The 16899-nt window shown below is 45.9% G+C and carries 15 protein-coding genes; 7 read left to right on the forward strand and 8 right to left on the reverse strand.

Features of this window, described 5'->3' with window-relative positions:
- Positions 1 to 229: 229 nt before the first annotated feature.
- Both ACUC6J_RS17910 and ACUC6J_RS17915 read right to left on the reverse strand, forming a co-directional pair.
- Positions 230 to 2008, reverse strand: a complete 1779-nt coding sequence (locus ACUC6J_RS17910; protein WP_447249226.1) for a SulP family inorganic anion transporter — start codon at positions 2006 to 2008, stop codon at positions 230 to 232.
- 29 nt (positions 2009 to 2037) lie between these two features.
- The gene (locus tag ACUC6J_RS17915) at positions 2038 to 2367 is read right to left on the reverse strand and encodes an ArsR/SmtB family transcription factor (RefSeq protein WP_016818694.1); all 330 of its coding nucleotides are present in this window, start codon (positions 2365 to 2367) and stop codon (positions 2038 to 2040) included.
- A 554-nt stretch (positions 2368 to 2921) separates the two neighbouring features.
- On the opposite strand from ACUC6J_RS17915, the gene ACUC6J_RS17920 reads away from it, so the two are divergent.
- The 3 genes from ACUC6J_RS17920 (at position 2922) to ACUC6J_RS17930 (ending at position 7080) form a co-directional block, all read left to right on the forward strand.
- Positions 2922 to 4379, forward strand: coding sequence for an RtcB family protein (locus tag ACUC6J_RS17920; RefSeq protein WP_017426773.1), 1458 nt, complete (start codon positions 2922 to 2924; stop codon positions 4377 to 4379).
- On the forward strand, positions 4379 to 5662 hold the full coding sequence (locus ACUC6J_RS17925; RefSeq protein WP_017426772.1) for an AAA family ATPase: 1284 nt from the start codon (positions 4379 to 4381) through the stop codon (positions 5660 to 5662). Before ACUC6J_RS17920 ends, ACUC6J_RS17925 begins: the two co-directional genes overlap by 1 nt.
- A 257-nt stretch (positions 5663 to 5919) precedes the next feature.
- Entirely contained in the window at positions 5920 to 7080 is a 1161-nt protein-coding gene (locus tag ACUC6J_RS17930) for an MFS transporter (protein WP_330720525.1), read from the forward strand.
- 83 nt (positions 7081 to 7163) lie between these two features.
- Here ACUC6J_RS17930 and ACUC6J_RS17935 read toward each other — a convergent pair whose 3' ends face one another.
- The 3 genes from ACUC6J_RS17935 to ACUC6J_RS17945 are packed head-to-tail and all read right to left on the reverse strand — an operon-like array spanning position 7164 to position 9468.
- Positions 7164 to 7916, reverse strand: a complete 753-nt coding sequence (locus tag ACUC6J_RS17935; protein WP_447249227.1) for an amino acid ABC transporter ATP-binding protein — start codon at positions 7914 to 7916, stop codon at positions 7164 to 7166.
- A gap of 14 nt (positions 7917 to 7930) precedes the next feature.
- Positions 7931 to 8599, reverse strand: coding sequence for an amino acid ABC transporter permease (locus ACUC6J_RS17940; protein WP_016818689.1), 669 nt, complete (start codon positions 8597 to 8599; stop codon positions 7931 to 7933).
- 17 nt (positions 8600 to 8616) lie between these two features.
- Positions 8617 to 9468, reverse strand: coding sequence for an amino acid ABC transporter substrate-binding protein (locus tag ACUC6J_RS17945; RefSeq protein ID WP_167438596.1), 852 nt, complete (start codon positions 9466 to 9468; stop codon positions 8617 to 8619).
- Between the two features lie 279 nt (positions 9469 to 9747).
- Here ACUC6J_RS17945 and ACUC6J_RS17950 point away from each other — a divergent pair, with 279 nt between their 5' ends.
- A complete protein-coding gene (locus ACUC6J_RS17950) occupies positions 9748 to 11040 on the forward strand; it encodes an MFS transporter (protein ID WP_025365568.1) in 1293 nt (430 codons plus the stop codon).
- Between the two features lie 127 nt (positions 11041 to 11167).
- On the opposite strand, the gene ACUC6J_RS17955 is transcribed toward ACUC6J_RS17950, so the two are convergent.
- Positions 11168 to 11425 (reverse strand): GlsB/YeaQ/YmgE family stress response membrane protein, encoded by a 258-nt coding sequence (locus tag ACUC6J_RS17955; RefSeq protein WP_013372531.1) that lies wholly within the window; start codon positions 11423 to 11425, stop codon positions 11168 to 11170.
- A gap of 297 nt (positions 11426 to 11722) precedes the next feature.
- On the opposite strand from ACUC6J_RS17955, the gene ACUC6J_RS17960 reads away from it, so the two are divergent.
- Entirely contained in the window at positions 11723 to 11986 is a 264-nt protein-coding gene (locus tag ACUC6J_RS17960) for a YkgJ family cysteine cluster protein (protein WP_174822001.1), read from the forward strand.
- A gap of 35 nt (positions 11987 to 12021) precedes the next feature.
- Positions 12022 to 12978 carry an acetylxylan esterase gene (locus tag ACUC6J_RS17965; protein ID WP_447249228.1) on the forward strand — a complete coding sequence of 319 codons (957 nt, stop codon included), beginning with the start codon at positions 12022 to 12024 and terminating at the stop codon, positions 12976 to 12978.
- Positions 12979 to 13117: 139 nt separating this feature from the next.
- Here the strand turns inward: ACUC6J_RS17965 and ACUC6J_RS17970 are convergent, their stop codons facing one another.
- The gene (locus ACUC6J_RS17970) at positions 13118 to 13441 is read right to left on the reverse strand and encodes a DUF3817 domain-containing protein (RefSeq protein ID WP_447249229.1); all 324 of its coding nucleotides are present in this window, start codon (positions 13439 to 13441) and stop codon (positions 13118 to 13120) included.
- 153 nt (positions 13442 to 13594) lie between these two features.
- On the opposite strand from ACUC6J_RS17970, the gene ACUC6J_RS17975 reads away from it, so the two are divergent.
- Entirely contained in the window at positions 13595 to 14599 is a 1005-nt protein-coding gene (locus ACUC6J_RS17975; protein WP_016818684.1) for an LLM class flavin-dependent oxidoreductase, read from the forward strand.
- Between the two features lie 279 nt (positions 14600 to 14878).
- Here ACUC6J_RS17975 and ACUC6J_RS17980 read toward each other — a convergent pair whose 3' ends face one another.
- Positions 14879 to 16498 (reverse strand): cellulase family glycosylhydrolase, encoded by a 1620-nt coding sequence (locus tag ACUC6J_RS17980; RefSeq protein ID WP_019688272.1) that lies wholly within the window; start codon positions 16496 to 16498, stop codon positions 14879 to 14881.
- Positions 16499 to 16899 lie beyond the last annotated feature (401 nt).

The following is a 16899-nucleotide window of genomic DNA, read 5'->3' on the forward strand; positions in this document are numbered from 1 at the left end:
ATTAAAATACAATTTAAAACAAAAGAATGAATCATTTGGTATCTTTTGAATCTAGTATAGTGTCATAAAAACAGATATTCAAGCATTTTTTTGAATTTTATTCCTTTTTTTCTTGAAGAAGTGAAAAACCTCTTCTATAATCCGCAACCAAATGCACCGAGAAAACTCGCATTTGTTTCGAAAATAAAAGAGGTTTTAGGAGGCAATCAGCAGCAAATGTAGAAGAATGCTATCTGCCGCTATTTACAGGTATGGGAACCGAAACGGCTTCTGGAAAGGAAGATTTGGTTTCCTGGGTTCTGCGACACAGGCTCGTACATTCTCGAAAAGCCATCTGCCTGCATCCCCTGCATCGCTCCTGATTCACCATTGCAAGAGCTGCCGTAAGGGCCTCTCCTGTATGTTCGAAAAAATGATTTTGTCCGATCATGTCGTAGCATCCGGTTTTCCGCAGTAACTCCAGCGGTTGGGGCTGGAGTCCGGACACAAGCACTGTCCCACCAGACTTCCGGTACTTGTGAATTAATGCGGTAAAGTTAGCTTCTCCCGTCATATCCATAAAAGGGACCTTTCCCATTCGCAATAACAAAATCCCTTGCAGGTGGCCAGTCTGTCCCCCTACACCTGAGTTCTCCAACGTCGAAGCTGCGCCGAAAAATAGGGGGCCTTCCACATTGTAAATAGCCACCTGCGGACAATCGTGCTGCTCTGTAACCATATGTGCGCCTACTTTTTCATGCTTCACAGAAGGGTCAGGTAGCACCTTATCGACTGAAAGTGTACTGCTCATACGTTTGACGAACAATACAATTGCCAGAATCAGACCTACCTCTACAGCCGTTGTCAGTGTCGTAAAAACCGTCAGCAAAAAGGTGACGACCAGCACAATAGAATCCGCTGTCCGTGTTTTGAGAATGTGCGCAAAATGCTTGCGCTCACTCATATTCCAGGCGACTACCATCAATACCGGTGCCATACTAGCCAACGGAATATTAGATGCATAAGGTGCAAAAAGCACCAGAATGAGGAGCACCACGATCCCATGCACAATGCCTGACATCGGAGAAACCGCGTTGTTGCGGATATTGGTGGCCGTACGGGCAATGGCACCTGTCGCAGGAATGCCGCCAAACAGTGGTGTCAGCAAATTAGCAATCCCTTGTCCAACCAATTCGCGATTGCTGTTATGCCGGGTTCCCGTCATCCCGTCAGCTACTACCGCTGAAAGCAGCGATTCAATAGCACCCAGCATCGCTATAACAAGTGCTGGCGGCAACAGCTTCACGATCAATTCCCACGTCATCACAGGAATATGCAGCTCAGGCAATGATGCCGGAATTGCTCCATAAGCAGAGCCAATCGTAGCCACCTGCCCTGGAAAAAGCAAAGCTGCCACCAACGTTGACAAGAGCAGGCCGACCAGTGATCCAGGTATCTTGGGCCATTTTTTAGGCACTAGAATAAGCGCAGCAAGACAGATACAAGCTGTCAGGATACTATACACATTGAGTGAAGGAAGTCGATGGACGAGCTCTGCCATCGAAGGCAGAAAAGTTTCATGTCGCTCTACCCCACGCAAACCGAGAAAGTTAGCAATCTGACCACTGAAGATCGTCACGGCAATCCCGGCTGTAAAGCCAATGGTTACGGGCTTGGGAATGAACTTGATCAATGCCCCCAGCCTTAAAACACCCATAAAAATGAGTATGATGCCTGCCATAAACCCTGCTATAAGCAAATTCTCATAGCCGTATTGCATGACAATAGCCAGCAAAATTGGAATAAACGCACCTGTAGGTCCTCCGATCTGAAATTTGGACCCACCCAGCAGTGAAATCAAAATCCCCGCTACAATGGTTGTGTACAGACCATATTCCGGCTTTACCCCCGATGCAATGGCGAACGCCATACCGAGCGGGATGGCCACAATCGCTACAATGCTTCCAGAAATTAGATCCTTTCGTAAAGCCCCTGCGTTATAGCCTTCGAACCTTCCTATCCACTTCATTCCTGTAACCCTTCTTTTCTGTAGTAGCATTACTTCTCGTTACGTATTCCTTCCAGCAACGAGATAGCTTCGACTAAATGATTGTCAAAAATCTGCCGCGCCACTGCTAGCAGCTCCGTTAAGAGCGGATCACGTAGTGAATACACGACCGTTGTGCCTTCCTTGAAGCTGTTCACCAAATTTTTAGCCCGTAAGACAGCCAATTGCTGCGATACGGCAGAACCTTCGGAACCGAGCGCAGTCTGCAACTCGTTCACATTCCGTTCCCCTTCACTCAGCACCTCCAAAATGCGGATGCGCAGAGGGTGAGCCAATGCTTTGAAAAAGTCAGCCTTAAACTTCTGGAGATCTCCTTCCATGCCTGCGCCGTCCTCCTCACAGATTGTTTTCATAACGATCAACAATATCTGAATATTTGAATATTCAGTACAATAACAGTTTTGGGTCAATTGAACTATGATGTTACTCACACTTCACCATGCGTATAGTCACATTTTTCCACACTTTTATCTTTCAGGGTTGACAGCTTCCACAGGTTTCCATTAACATAACAATTAACTTTAAGAAAAGGGGGCCGACAGACATGACAAAGCTTTACACGATAATGACAATCAGTCAGCATGATACAATCACATATTCGAAATTTCGTCTCATCGGCCCCGTTCGGGCGACATGATGGGTATGTCACGCTGTCTGACGGCGTGATGAACCAGGCTTTTTTATTTTTATATGCTATTGAAAGAACAGGTTATTTATGTTTTTATGATGTACTGTATGATGTACTGATCATAAAATGTAATGACACTTTCGGTGCACGAAGCCGTAGACGACAAGTCTGCGGTTTTTTTGTTTTTTTCGAATCTTTTTATAGGATGTTATAAATTTACATGAAGAAGGGAACTACCCATTTATTATGAATATACAACCTACGACCAACTCATCTTTTCATGAAGGACCATACAGCCACCTGATGAAGCTTCCGGCAGGGGATCTGACCGTGTACGCTTCGCAGCAACTCTTCTCCTCACTGGATTACAAAGTGTTCGAGATGGCTAATAACAATTTACAAATTCCAGGTATCCGCTATATGGGATATACACCAGATGTACATGTAGGCGTCGGAACCTGCATCGGTACAACTGCGGTATGGGGAATGGAAGACGGCTATGTATCTCCCTCCATCGTTGGCAGCGATATTGGCTGCGGCATGCGCGTACACCTGACCAATCTGCACAAGGATGCTTTGAAGGAAATCAAGCTGCGCCGCAAGCTGGTTAAGACAATCGACAAATACTTGCCGATGGAAGCCCACCAACGCGGACATTATTCGGATATACGACTGGAGCATATTGTACGTAAGGGTTTGCATGGCTTACCTAATAAATATATTCCAGATAGCTACACTCCTAAGAAATCTACCTCACTGACTCATGTAGAGCACAGTAAGTTCTCCTTTGACGAGGAAGTGCTGAATCTCGTCGAAGACCGTACTTGGCACCGGGCTCATCGGCAGCTCGGCACGTTGGGTGGAGGCAATCATTTTGTCGAAATTCAGGCGATTGAAATTGCGGAAGAAAATAGAGAAGTCGCTGAAGCTTGGGGGATGTTCGACGGTCAGGTGGCTGTGATGATTCATTCCGGATCACGTGCTTGGGGTGGAGCAGTCAGTCAGTCCAGTTCATCTGCCATCGCAAAAGCGATGAGCCGTCTCGGTCTCGGCACCTCCGACCCGAGACTCGTATTCGCACCGCTGGATCATCCCGAGGCAGCACATTATGTGGATATGATGTATTCAGCGCTGAATTATGCTGTGGTGAACCGACATCTGATTGCATACTCCGTGCGAGAAGCCTTCCGCGATGTCTTTGGTACAAAGTGCGAGTTGCGTACGCTGTACGATCTGATGCACAATTATGCTTGGGAGGAATCACATCCGGATCACGGCAGTGTATTTGTGCATCGTAAGGGTGCGACGCGCGCTCTTCCAGCAGGACACCCTGACAATCCGCGGCCTTATCAGGCGACAGGGCATCCAGCCCTGATCCCCGGCTCAATGGGGACTGCCTCTTATATTATGGTAGGTTTACCGGGCGGTCAGGATAACTTTCACTCCATTTGTCATGGAGCGGGCCGTATTCGCTCGCGTTCTGCGACCAAGCGGCTTGTAAGTGTAGACGATTTTGCAGGTGCCCTGGGTGTAGGGACAGACGACGAAATTGTGGTCAACCAGGCATCTCTGGAAAGTATTATCGACGAATCTCCACAAGCCTACAAAAATGTAGATGATATTATTGAAAGTGTTACCGGGGCAGGACTCGCAGCCGTTGTAGCCAAATGTAGACCGCTGGCCGCCCTGAAAGGAGCAAAATAATGTTGAGTATAGACATCCCAGCTATTTATGAATTTGACGAACGAACAGATGGACGCATTACCGGTTATGCCGCTTATGCCCGTCTGATCGACGGTATTAGTGAAGCACTCTATAACCGCTATGGCGTAAAATATGAGCTGTATGCCAGTGATGATCCCAATATTGAATATTGGGATCTGCTGGAGGAGGATATTCGTTCAGGCAGCCCTGATCTGGAGCATGTGGCACGGGTCTTCGATCGTTTGGAGGAACGCACCATTCAATATGACGATGACGGGCCAACGCCTGAATATGGTGTGCATCTGTCGATGCGCAATAATGTATTTGCCTATCCCAAGTGGGGGATCGCACTGGCACGAGTTCCCTTTTTCCGTGAAAATGGCGTATACAATGAAGATTACGTATTTGCCATAGGCGATCAGGAGCTGCAAAGCTTCCTCGCAGGCGTACGCGGTCGTGAACGCAAGCAAAATATGAAGCGTGTCACTGTCTTTACCGATACAAGCCGTGGACTCTCTCGGCAAGCAGAACCGATAACCCGCGCCATTACACGGGATGACGTGATTTTGAAGGCGGAAATCAAGCGGGATATCTTCCGATCACTTGATCAGTTTTTTGAAGCAGATCGTACCTTCTATCAGACTTATAACATTCCTTACAAGCGTGGGATTCTGCTATACGGCCATCCGGGCAACGGTAAAACAACTCTTGTGAAATCAATTGCCAGCAGTGTACCGGGTCCGGCTGCTTACTGGCAAATTACAGAATATACAACCAGCGAATCGGTCAAAGAGGTGTTCGAGGCAGCTACTCGCCTGGCTCCGATGGTGCTGGTCATTGAGGACATTGATTCTATGCCTCAGGAGGTTCGTTCCTTTTTCCTGAATACGCTCGACGGCGCTACATCCAAGGAGGGCATCTTCCTGATCGGAACGACCAATTATCCCGAGAAAATCGATCCGGGTCTGATGAACCGGGCGGGCCGCTTCGATCGAGCTTATGAAATCAGTTTGCCTGATGAAGCGCTGCGACTGGCGTATCTTAAACTGCGTAACTTCCTTGTTTTTGCAGGTGAGACAGGTACACAGAAGGCGGCAGCGATGACGGACGGCTTCTCCCTGGCTCAGCTCGGAGAACTGTATGTCAGTACCGCTCTGGAATGGCATGAGCAAGGAAAAGCCGATATTGAGCTGATTATTAAAGGCATGCGAGGCGAGCTTGATAAAAGCCGCAAGCAGGACTGGCTAAAAAATGTCTCCGAAGGAAGAGTTGGGTTTTTCTAATCCATCCTTTTATTGTTTATTATGAAATTTATGTTACGATGATAAACAATAAAGTACCGAAAGGGTGACCTTAAGCCAATGATCTACTAATCCTATTTCCAAAGAAAAAACGTAATCTTACGAATTTTCTGGATAGGATTAGTGTAGGCTTTTGGGTATTAACGATAAGAGCATTGCTTCTTTGACGGGAGCAGTGTATCTTCTTGTTCGTATGTCTGCCTCCTATCCAGAACTAATGGATAAGGAGGTTTTTTTGTATGAAAAGAATACTCGTAATTCTCATGATTAATATATTCATTGTTATGGTCGGCGTTGGTTTGATTACCCCTATTCTTCCGGAATTGATCATTGAATTTGGTGCCAGTGGGCGAGCAATCGGTTTATTGGTAGCAGCCTATGGAATAACGCAATTCTTGCTCTCTCCCATAACTGGACAGCTGTCTGATCGATATGGGAGAAAAGTTTTTATCGTCGTAGGTGTTATTATTTTTGCTGTAGCTAAATTTATGTTTGCTATTGGGGATGAGCTGTGGATGCTGTACACCTCAAGACTTCTGGAAGGAGTTGCAGCAGCCCTGATTATTCCACCCATGATGGCATATGTAGCTGATATTACAACAACCGAAGAACGTGCCAAAGGAAATAGCCTGCTAGCGGCAGCGATGTCATTTGGATTTGTCATTGGTCCAGGACTTGGCGGCCTTCTTGCAGGATATGGAACGAGAGTGCCGCTGTATACAGCAACAGGTACAGCTATGATTGCAGTTATTTTTTCAATCGTTTATTTACCTGAAAGCTTATCAAAAGAACAAATGAAGGCAGCACGGGCAACAACTCATCGAAGGGAATCTATTTTCAAACAATATGCAAGATCATTAAAGTCAAAATATGCGATGTTCTTTGTCATTGTCCTGGTGATGACTTTTGGACTCGCTAACTTTGAATCCGTTCTTGGCTTATATGTAACGGATCGCTTCCAATTCTCACCGCAACATATTTCAATCCTTCTAACGGCAGGTGCTGTGATCGGTGTCGGTATGCAGGCATTAGTTGTTGCTAAAATGATCAAGCAGTTTGGTGAAAAAAGGTTGATCAAAGGCTCGCTTCTCTTCACCTCTGCTGCTTATATTTTATTTCTCTTCGCCAAAGACTTTTGGAGTATCTTTCTTGTGACCTCCCTTATTTTCTTTGCCACAGCTATGCTTCGTCCAGCTCTTAATACACAATTGTCGAAGATGGCAGGAAATGAGCAAGGATATGTAGCTGGTATGAACAATGCCTATATGAGTGTGGGGAATATTTTGGGTCCTACTCTAGCGGGATTTTTATTTGATGCGAATATGTTCGCTCCATTCCTAACAGGCTGTTGTATTCTTTTGATTACCTTTCTGATTACATTAAAAATTAAAGTGAAATAAAAGAGGACTACTGATAGATAAAAGGTAGCTACTGGCCTGGGCGTTATTTTTAACCCCCGGCTGTAGCTGCCTTTCTGTTCAGTTTATTCAGTTTCCCCACTCAGTCGATTCAAAAACTGGATGGCCCGTGGACTGGTCGGCTGCTCCAGCACCTGATGTGGCGTACCCTGTTCAATGATTACGCCCTGATCCATCAGGATTACATGATCCGCAACCTCTGCCGCAAATTTCATTTCATGGGTGACAATAACCATCGTCATTCCTTCGGCAGCCAATTGCTTTATGACCTTGAGCACCTCACCTACCAACTCGGGATCAAGAGCAGAGGTGGGCTCGTCGAACAAAAGCACCTCAGGTTCGACCGCCATTGCCCGGGCAATACCGACCCGTTGTTGCTGTCCTCCCGACAATTGATGCGGATAGGATTCCGCTTTATCAGCCAACCCTACCTTCTTCAGCAGCTCCAAAGCACGTTTGCCCGCTTCGTCCTTGCTTTTTTTCTGAACCGTGACTTGCCCCTCCATCACATTTTGTATCGCAGTCATATGCGGGAAGAGGTTGTAGGATTGAAATACCATCCCTGTCCGCTTACGCAGCGCCAAAATGTTTTCTTGTCGAGGCTTCGTTCCTTTCGCAAAATTCAGGGCAATATCACCTACCTGAATTTCTCCCTGATCGGGAACTTCCAGCAAATTCAAGCAGCGTAAAAGCGTTGTTTTACCAGAACCGGAAGGACCGATAATCACAAGCACTTTTCCCTTATCGAGCGTCACGCCAATCCCCTTAAGCACTTCCAGCGAGCCGAACGACTTGTGTATATTCCGAATTTGGATCACCGGTACAATCTCCTTTATCTAATGGAAAAACGGCTGAGACGCTTTTCCAAATCATTTTGCAGCACAGTCAATATCGTGCTAAATAGCAGGTAAATAACTCCAGCCTCGGTATATACTAATAGCGGTTCGTAGGTGGTAGCTACAATCTGATTAGCCGTTCTGAACATTTCCACGTAGGTGATGGTGGCAGCCAGTGAGGTATCCTTTACCAAGCTGATGAATGAGTTGGCAAGCGGGGGTACGGATACACGGGAAGCTTGAGGAAGCACGATCCGCCGCAGCACTTGCCAGCGTGTCATCCCCAAGGAATATCCCGCCTCCCATTGACCCTCTTGAATGGAAATAATAGCGGCACGCATAATTTCAGAACTGTAGGCCCCCACGCTAAGCGTAAAGCCGATCACTGAAGCAATAAACGGGTCCAGTGTAATACCAACAGAAGGTAAACCGTAGAAAATAATATACAATTGCACCAGCAATGGAGTTCCTCGAATCACCCATACATAGAAGCCGAAGATCAGCTTGAGTATTCTCCATTTGGACAACCGGGCGAGTGCAGTGATTAGCGCCAGCACAAGTCCCAGAGCAAATGAGATCAGTGTGAGCGGAATCGTAAAAGAAACCCCTGCTTTTAGCAGAGGCAATAATGAATCCATAATAATTTGTATTTGGCGATCATCCATTGTACAGACATCCTTTATTATTTGGACACATCGGCTCCAAAATATTTTTCGGAAATTTTCAGATACGTACCGTCAGCCTTCATATCAGCCAACGCTTTGTTGACTTCCTTGATCAAATCTTCGCTCCCTTTATTAAATACTGCTGCGCTGTGTGAAGCATCCGAAGATTCGTCCACCTTTTTGATTGGAGCATCAGGCTTTTGCTTTTTCAGATCCAGATAGGATAATCCGTCGTTGACGGTCGCATCTACCCGTTTGGAAGTGAGGAGGTCAATAGCTTGGTTGAATCCTTCGGTTGCTACAATTTCCGCCCCGTTGCTTTTTGCGATTTGAGTCAGGTTGCTAGTCAGGGATTGCCCAGCCTTTTTACCTTTTAGATCAGCAAATTTTTGGATGTCCGTATTATCTTCACTCACGATCAGAACCGCCTTGGAGACAATGTACGGATCGGAGAAATCATATTTTTGCTTACGCTCATCTGTAATGGACACTTCATTGAATACTGCGTCAAACCGCTTGGAGTTCAAGCCTGCAAATATTCCGTCCCATTGTGTCTCGATAAATTCCGGTTGCACACCCAGCCGCTTACTTACTTCGGTTGCAATATCGACGTCAAAGCCTGTCAATTTGCCAGCAGCATCATGGTACGTAAACGGAGCATAGGTACCTTCCGTACCAATTCTCAGCTTGCCGCTCGCTTTTACAGATTCAAGGGTAGCTGCAGCCGTTGTATCTGCTTTTCCATTATTAGAACCGTTCCCTCCGGTAGATGCATCATTCGTGCTAGCGCCTTTATCATTGTTGCCGCAAGCCGAAACCAGCAATGCCATCACGATGAGTACAATCGGTAAAAAACTAAATTTTTTCATGTTATCCACACTCTTTCCCTTTTTCTTGATAACCTAGCACAGGCTGGTCATTGAATAGTACATCATTCATTTTCGCACGTCAATGCTTTTATCCAATAATCCCTATCCAAAAGGTAAGTTATATTTTTTTATCATCTAATGCTATTCTAGGTTGACTCCATCATAGGCTGGCTATTCATCTTCACTCCCCTCGCAGCAACTTTTTGTGTACCATTACATAAGAGATTTCGTATAATAGGTTTTAATATACAGATTAGAAATATTTACCGGAGTGTGATCATGGATACCCAAAATACAACTTTATCCCCTGAAGGAAGGCACTCGGCCTGGGCTACCTTTACTTCACCTTTAAAACAATCCAAAGCGTTCACCCTCTTATGGCTTGGACATTGGATCGCGATGTTAGGAAGCTCCGTCACGACAGTCATTTTGCCACTGGTTATCTATTCTCTGACAGGCTCGACCACCATCATGGGATTGGCGATGACGGTTTATATGCTGCCAAATGTACTTATTCTTCCTTTTGCAGGAATGATCGTGGACAGAATTGACCGAATTCGCCTCCTTCTGTTCACGAATGTCGCCCGCTTTGGTCTGATGTTCGTTGCTTCGGTGCTGATGTTTACGGACGGGATGAAGTTGCCGTTCCTATTCGTTGGCCTTGCGTTGTACGGATTGATGGATGGTATCTTTAATCCGGCTTATTCAGCCTTACGTGCACAAGTGTTTACACCGGACATCCGCAATGCTGCCAATGCGCTAAGTCAAATCAGCATACAAGCTGTTCGTCTACTCGGTCCTCCGCTAGGAGGCTTTATTGTATCCTTTTCCTCTCCCGGTGTCGGCTTTGGACTGGATTCTATCGCTTACCTGGTATCATTTGCCTGTTTTTGGATGCTAAGTGCTCATTTGGCCTCCATCATCGGCAAACGTCAGACCGGTTCAGAACAGGAAGATCAGGGTGGACAACATTTTCTCAAGGATTTTATAGCAGGTTTTGCTATTCTTAAAAGCCATCCTTGGCTATGGATTACGATACTCGCCTTTTCTTTCATTAATATCTGTTATTCAGGTATTATCGCTGTGCTCATCCCATGGCTGTTCAAGGTGCATCATGGCTATAATCCAGTCGTATACGGCATCGCAATGGCAAGTAGTGGCATTGGTGCCATGTTGGGAGCCTTTGTGTATGGATCACGCAAGCATTGGAAACACCGCGGTCTGCTCGCTTACTTAGGAGCTTTTGTCAGCGGTCTTGCCTTACTGCTGTTGTCCATAGTCACCTGGATGCCAGGATTGATTATGAGCATGATGCTCGAAGGATTTGGTATTATGATTTTTGCGATCATCTGGGAGACAAGCCTGCAGGAATTAGTTCCCGCTGAATCCTTTGGACGTGTAGCCAGTCTGGATTTGATGTTTTCCTTCGCACTGCTTCCTGTCGGCTATCTGGCCGTAGGTGCCGTGGCGGACAAGCTTGGCGGTATCCTCACCATTGGTATGTTTGCAACCATCGGCATGTGTATCGTGCTGGGCGTGCTAATTGTTCCTCATATCAGACGATTTCAATAGAAACTATGTAACTTTATCTCAAAAAAAAGCTGCTCCCACAGGTTCATTTGTGAACCTTGCGGAAGCAGCTTTTTTCCATTTTTAACTCGCGCCCCATCGGGACGGGTCTATTCAATAATTCGTAAAGTTAGCCTCTGCTCCGTCCAACGGAACGGAAGATCAAGCTCACAATCACGACTAGCACAATCGCACCAATTAATGCAGGAACGATGTAGAACGATCCGATTTCAGGACCCCAGTCTCCCAGAATCAAGCTACCCAACCATCCACCGATAAAACCAGCGATGATGTTACCAATCACACCACCCGGAACATCACGACCTGCGATAATTCCTGCCAACCAACCAATAATACCACCAACAATCAATGCCCATAACCAACTCATTTTGCGTCACCTCGTTTTAGTTTTTATCGTTGTGTTCTATTATTAACCACTCGAACTTCTTTTGAACACACAGAGACCAAATGGTTAATATTACCACTCAATGGTACGCTGATTTGGGGGCTTGATACCATCCTACGTGCCTCCCAGATTATTTATGCTCTTTGTGTGAAAAGTGTGTCTCCTATCCGTTTATCCTTGTATTCCTGCTTTTTTTGTGCCATCCTCACATTATGGCTTCACTGAAGTCACTTCATGCATAGGTTACAAAAATAACAGATTATTAAGGAGTGACCCCCTCTGGAGTGTCGAGTAGGATGTGCTGCATGTTGCATTGCCATTACGATTTCTTCCCCTATTCCCGGCATGCCAGACGGAAAACCCGCTGGTGTTCCTTGCCCTCAACTCACGCCTGATTACCGCTGCCAATTATTTGGAAAACCTGAGCGTCCTGCTGTATGCAGTGGCTTTCATGCGGATAAGGATACATGCGGAGACACTAATGAAAGAGCATTTGAACTGCTGAGCGAGCTGGAGAAATCCACTTTACCGAGTAATGCCTAAGAGAACTCATTCTATATGAAGGAGAATTTTTGATTATGAATGTTATTGAAAAAAGAATTGCCGAATTGAAGCAGTACGTTCCCGATCTTACCACCCCTAAAGATATGAATTTATTTTGGGACAAAACACTGAAAGAAGTTCACGCCAAACCTGTACGTGCATTCAAAACGCCCGTAGAAACACCGTATCCTCATATGATGGCCTATCGGGTCACTTTTGAGGGGAGCGATGATACGCCTCTGCATGCCTGGTATGTACGCCCCCGATTTGCTGGAGATCAGAAGCTGCCATGCATCGTTCTGTTTCATGGCTACACAGGCGGAAAGGGCTATCCTGAAGATTACTCATCTTGGCTAATGCTTGGTTTTGCTGTATTGGCGGTAGATGTTCGTGGTCAGGGAGGAGAAACGGGGGACCGTCGGAATGACCCTCACGGAACCGTTAAAGGCTGGGTCACGAAAGGAATATTGGACAAGGATACCTGCTACTACAAAACGATTACAACCGATGCCCTTAGAGCCGTAGACTGGGCGGCGGAGCAAGCCGACGTCGATTCGGCTAAAATCGCAATCAGTGGCGCCAGCCAGGGAGGTGGACTTGCATTAATGGTGGCTGCGCTCAGCGATAAAGTTGCTACGACGGTAGCGGATATTCCTAATATGTGTCATATGGATTTTGGCATGATGAATTCTACCAGTTCACTGACAGAAGCTGCCGAATTCGCAAACCGCTTCCCCGAGCATTTGGAGCAGGTACTACATACATTGAGTTATTTTGACGTGATGAATCTAGCTCATCGCATTCGTATCCCTGTCATGGTATCTGTAGGGTTGAAGGATACAGTGTGTATGCCAGAGACGATTTTCGCTGCTTACAACCGCATTGAATCACCAAAGACGATTGAAATTTATCCGTTCACGGGACATTGGGTTGAAGGTTTCCACAGACGCAAGACGGCTGAATTTTTAGTTCAAACCTTAGCATTACATTGAGTTAACGGTTTCCTCCGATGCAGTAGAAAGAACACCACGCATCCATCTGCGTAATGTTCTTTCTACTGCATCGGAGCCAATCTCGCTTCCATAGACAAGCTCCTCGACAGTTCACAGCGAAGCACCTCTCCTGTAAAGTTTACGATGCAGTTCTCTGTTCTGCTGTCGAATCCCCTGTCCATTTCCGCACCCAAACAAAATCCATAATCATTAGACCAAACGGAATGAAGGATGCAAACATAATGAAAAGAGGCCGCCGTAAAGACCAATGCAGTGCGGTTTTTCCATAGATTAAAGCGACGAGGAGCAACAGAAAGCTCACCCGGTATATGTTACCAATCACCATAACCGCCTGGGTCATGCCCGCAGCTTGCAGCGGCTGGTGGGTGAATAGTATCGCCAAATACGCTATAGCTTGAATCCAGAGCATGAACCGGACACGCCCTAAAGGTGTTCTTAACACAAATGTAATCCCCTCTCCATGAGCAGAGATGTTCTCTCATCCCTTATGCATCCTTTATTATAACGAAAAGATGCCCAAACTCCAACCTATCCAGTTTTGAATTTTGACCAAATGGGTTGTGTTTGATACAGTTGTGTAAGAGGTGATTGTAAAATGCTTAAACTGGGTATACTGGACCAGTCTCATATTCCTGAAGGCGGTTCTGCTCAAGATGCATTGTCTAATACAACAGATTTAGCGCGTGAAGCTGATCAACTGGGGTACAGCCGTTATTGGGTATCCGAGCATCATGCGTCCAAAACACTAGCACACTCCAGTCCCGAGGTATTGATTGCCCATTTGGCTGCTCACACATCGCGGATTCGTGTGGGTTCAGGCGGCATTATGCTGCCACACTATAGCGCCTATAAAGTAGCTGAAAACTTCCGGTTACTGGAGGCGCTCCACCCTGGACGCATTGACTTGGGAATAGGACGTGCTCCAGGCGGCTTGCCGCTGGCTACTCGCGCATTGCAGGAAGGGAAATACCAAGCTGTCGAACAATATCCACAGCAGATTCTAGATTTAATCGACTATTTCCATGATTCGGTGCCTGACAATCATCGGTTTGCTGGCCTTCATGCCTCCCCGATGATATCAACCGTTCCTGAATTATGGTTGCTTGGCTCCAGCGGGGAGAGCGCCAGATTGGCCGCGATGATGGGTGCCTCCTACGCCTTTGCCCAATTTTTCGGTACTCCGGGCGGCGTAGAAGCTACCGCGCGTTACCACGAGCAATTCATGCCTTCGATTTTAGGAGATAAGCCTCACTCCATGGCGGCAGTTACGGTAGCCTGCGCTGAAACTGAAGAGGAAGCTGAGCAGCTGGCATCCAGTGCTAGTTTGTATTTCCTTTTACTCATGCAGGGTAAAGAAATGAATTCTCTTCCATCGGTGAAAACAGCCATGTCCTATCCCTATACAGAATTTGATCGTGAACGGCTGCGCCAGTCTGCAGCATGGCGTGTTGTTGGTACTCCTGAGCAGTGCAAGGAACAGCTGCTAAGACTGGCTGAGCAGTATCGTACCGATGAATTACTGGTCGTTTCTTCCATTCATGACTTCAATAAACGTGTTCAGTCCTACCGTCTGCTGGCCAAAGCTTTTAATTTGGTATAAACACAGATGAACAGAGGCTAATTTTCATTAACATTAAAACCCCCGCCTGCCTATAAAGGCAACAGCGGGGGTTTGTTGTAATATAGATACCACAAAAGTCGAATGTCATATGGTACTTTAGTAGTATATCCATCGGAACTAAAGTATAAGTTGTTTACTTCTAAAGTTCCATCATCCATATACCAAAGGCGCATAAGCTATACTTCATTTCTTCAAAAGAGTGCAACCAAAAGTCCCATCTCTTTACTCACTCCAGCCAAGTTTGTCATGGCTGAATTTCTAGGGTTCTATACCCCATACCAGCTTACCTTGCTGATATACGGTGCCATGGTCCCAGTCTGCGAATGCTGTTTGGGTAGCACCATAGGAGTAATCGTTGGTCTCATCAAAGTTGCTCCAATTTGCAGCATGAATACGGGATTGAATTTCCCCGGTTTCGCCGCCGGGCTGAATCGTTCCTGCTCCATCTGTGAAAGAAATTTCTACATATTTATCTGCCTTGACCTTCGGCTTTGGCAATGTTACAAAAGTCGCTTTTACCTTTTCGTTGCCAATCTTGGCCCAGTCTACAAAAAACTGCTGAGCTTGTTTGCTCTCATCTGTATAATAGTAGCGAATTTTCAGATCACTCAGCTTCACAGCTGTTTTACCCGTATTTTTGATATTAAATTGAGGTCGGATCGCATTATCCTTGGCATTCGTATCATCGGTGCGATATTGAAGCACGATCCCTTCATTATTACCGCCTGGTGTACTTCCACTGTGATCGTTACCATTGTTTCCACCGCTATTTCCACCATCGTTACTACCGCCATTGTTGCCGTTTCCGCCGGTATTTCCGCCGTTACTTCCTCCTCCACCATAACTGCTGGAGCCTTCCAGAATTGCCTGTTTTACGAATTTGCCGGAAGCTGTTAATTGTGAATCAGGCCATCCACCCTTGCGATCGGCGCCAGGCAACAGCGCAGCCGAGGTCTCATTTTTGTCAGCAAGCGACCAATTGGCCCAACTGATTTTACGGCTAGCCAGAAAGTCAGTCCATACTTTGGATTCATTCAGGAAAGGGCCACCGTTACCCGAAGCGTCGCTTGTCCCCCACTCGGTAGCAAAAATGCCTACACCCTTGTTCAGTGCATAATCAACCCGATCGCGCAAATATTGTCCATGTGTTCCCGCATAGAAATGCACGGTATACATTGTATTTTTGTCTGGAAGTGGATGGTCTGCTGCATCATGTACATCCTGACTCCAGGTACCTGTTCCTACAATAATAATATTATCCGGGTCCTTAGCTCGAATAACCTGAGATACCTCGGATGCATAAGGTCGAATTTGATTGTTCCAGTTCACATTCCCATTCGGCTCATTAGCAAGTTCATAGATTACGTTAGGCAAATGACCATACTTAGTGGAAAATTCATTAAAGAAAGCTTTGGCTTCATTTTTATGAATGTTCGGATCGCCATCTGAGAGAATGTGCCAGTCAATAATGACGTACAGACCCAATTTCTGTGCTGCCTCAATGGCTTCCTTCACTTTATTTTTCAATGAAGGATTGGCAATATAACCGTTTTCTTCAGTGTACAACGCAACTCGAAACACGGAAATGCCCCAATCGTCCCGCAACCATTTCATAGTGTCCTGATTCACCAGATCTCCAAACCATTGCACGCCATGAGAACTAATGCCCTTGAGCTGTACAGGCTGTCCATTTTTATCCACCAGTTTACCGCTCTTTACTGAAAGTTGTCCGTAACGTTCCACAGGGGTCGTCCCGGCCGCCTCTGCTGTTGACGCATTCCAGTTAAACCCATTCGTTAACGTTAATAGCAACACTGCTGTTAGCAGTACTGCTACTCTTTTTGCGATCCTTGGCAGGATCCATTGCCTGTTCATCATTTACACATTCCTTCCTTTTAATAAAATAGATGAGACTTATCAGTACGTTGTTCTCCGCTTTTTCGCCCCTTCCTTCATACAATAAAAGGATCAGGTCCAACCTTCGATGTCACTTACCTGTATATGGATGTTACTACTATTATAGTTAGTTACATGTTACATTTCGACTTTATGTCAGAAAATGAATAAGAAGTCACGGTTTTGGGATATGTACCCCTTAGTTGGCTACTGTAGAGTACTGAAGGGACAAAAGTCTCATTTAGCTATTGAAAAATTTGGCCAATTTTGGCTGGTTAACAGGTTAAAAAGAGTCTTAATTGCAACTCTTTAACTTAAAAAAAGACTGCTTCCCGATGCCTAGGCTCGGTACAGCAGTCTTATCATGATCTTGTATATGATCG

This window comes from Paenibacillus sp. JJ1683 (genome assembly GCF_053006485.1).

Coding starts and splice junctions, on each gene's coding strand:
- ACUC6J_RS17980 (WP_019688272.1), bottom strand. CDS start 16,498: ATGATGAACAGGCAATGGATCCTGCCAAGGATCGCAAAAAGAGTAGCA.
- ACUC6J_RS17940 (WP_016818689.1), bottom strand. CDS start 8,599: ATGGATGATCGCCAAATACAAATTATTATGGATTCATTATTGCCTCTG.
- ACUC6J_RS17930 (WP_330720525.1), top strand. CDS start 5,920: ATGAAAAGAATACTCGTAATTCTCATGATTAATATATTCATTGTTATG.
- ACUC6J_RS17910 (WP_447249226.1), bottom strand. CDS start 2,008: ATGAAGTGGATAGGAAGGTTCGAAGGCTATAACGCAGGGGCTTTACGA.
- ACUC6J_RS17965 (WP_447249228.1), top strand. CDS start 12,022: ATGAATGTTATTGAAAAAAGAATTGCCGAATTGAAGCAGTACGTTCCC.
- ACUC6J_RS17945 (WP_167438596.1), bottom strand. CDS start 9,468: ATGAAAAAATTTAGTTTTTTACCGATTGTACTCATCGTGATGGCATTG.
- ACUC6J_RS17955 (WP_013372531.1), bottom strand. CDS start 11,425: ATGAGTTGGTTATGGGCATTGATTGTTGGTGGTATTATTGGTTGGTTG.
- ACUC6J_RS17975 (WP_016818684.1), top strand. CDS start 13,595: ATGCTTAAACTGGGTATACTGGACCAGTCTCATATTCCTGAAGGCGGT.
- ACUC6J_RS17950 (WP_025365568.1), top strand. CDS start 9,748: ATGGATACCCAAAATACAACTTTATCCCCTGAAGGAAGGCACTCGGCC.
- ACUC6J_RS17915 (WP_016818694.1), bottom strand. CDS start 2,367: ATGGAAGGAGATCTCCAGAAGTTTAAGGCTGACTTTTTCAAAGCATTG.
- ACUC6J_RS17925 (WP_017426772.1), top strand. CDS start 4,379: ATGTTGAGTATAGACATCCCAGCTATTTATGAATTTGACGAACGAACA.
- ACUC6J_RS17920 (WP_017426773.1), top strand. CDS start 2,922: ATGAATATACAACCTACGACCAACTCATCTTTTCATGAAGGACCATAC.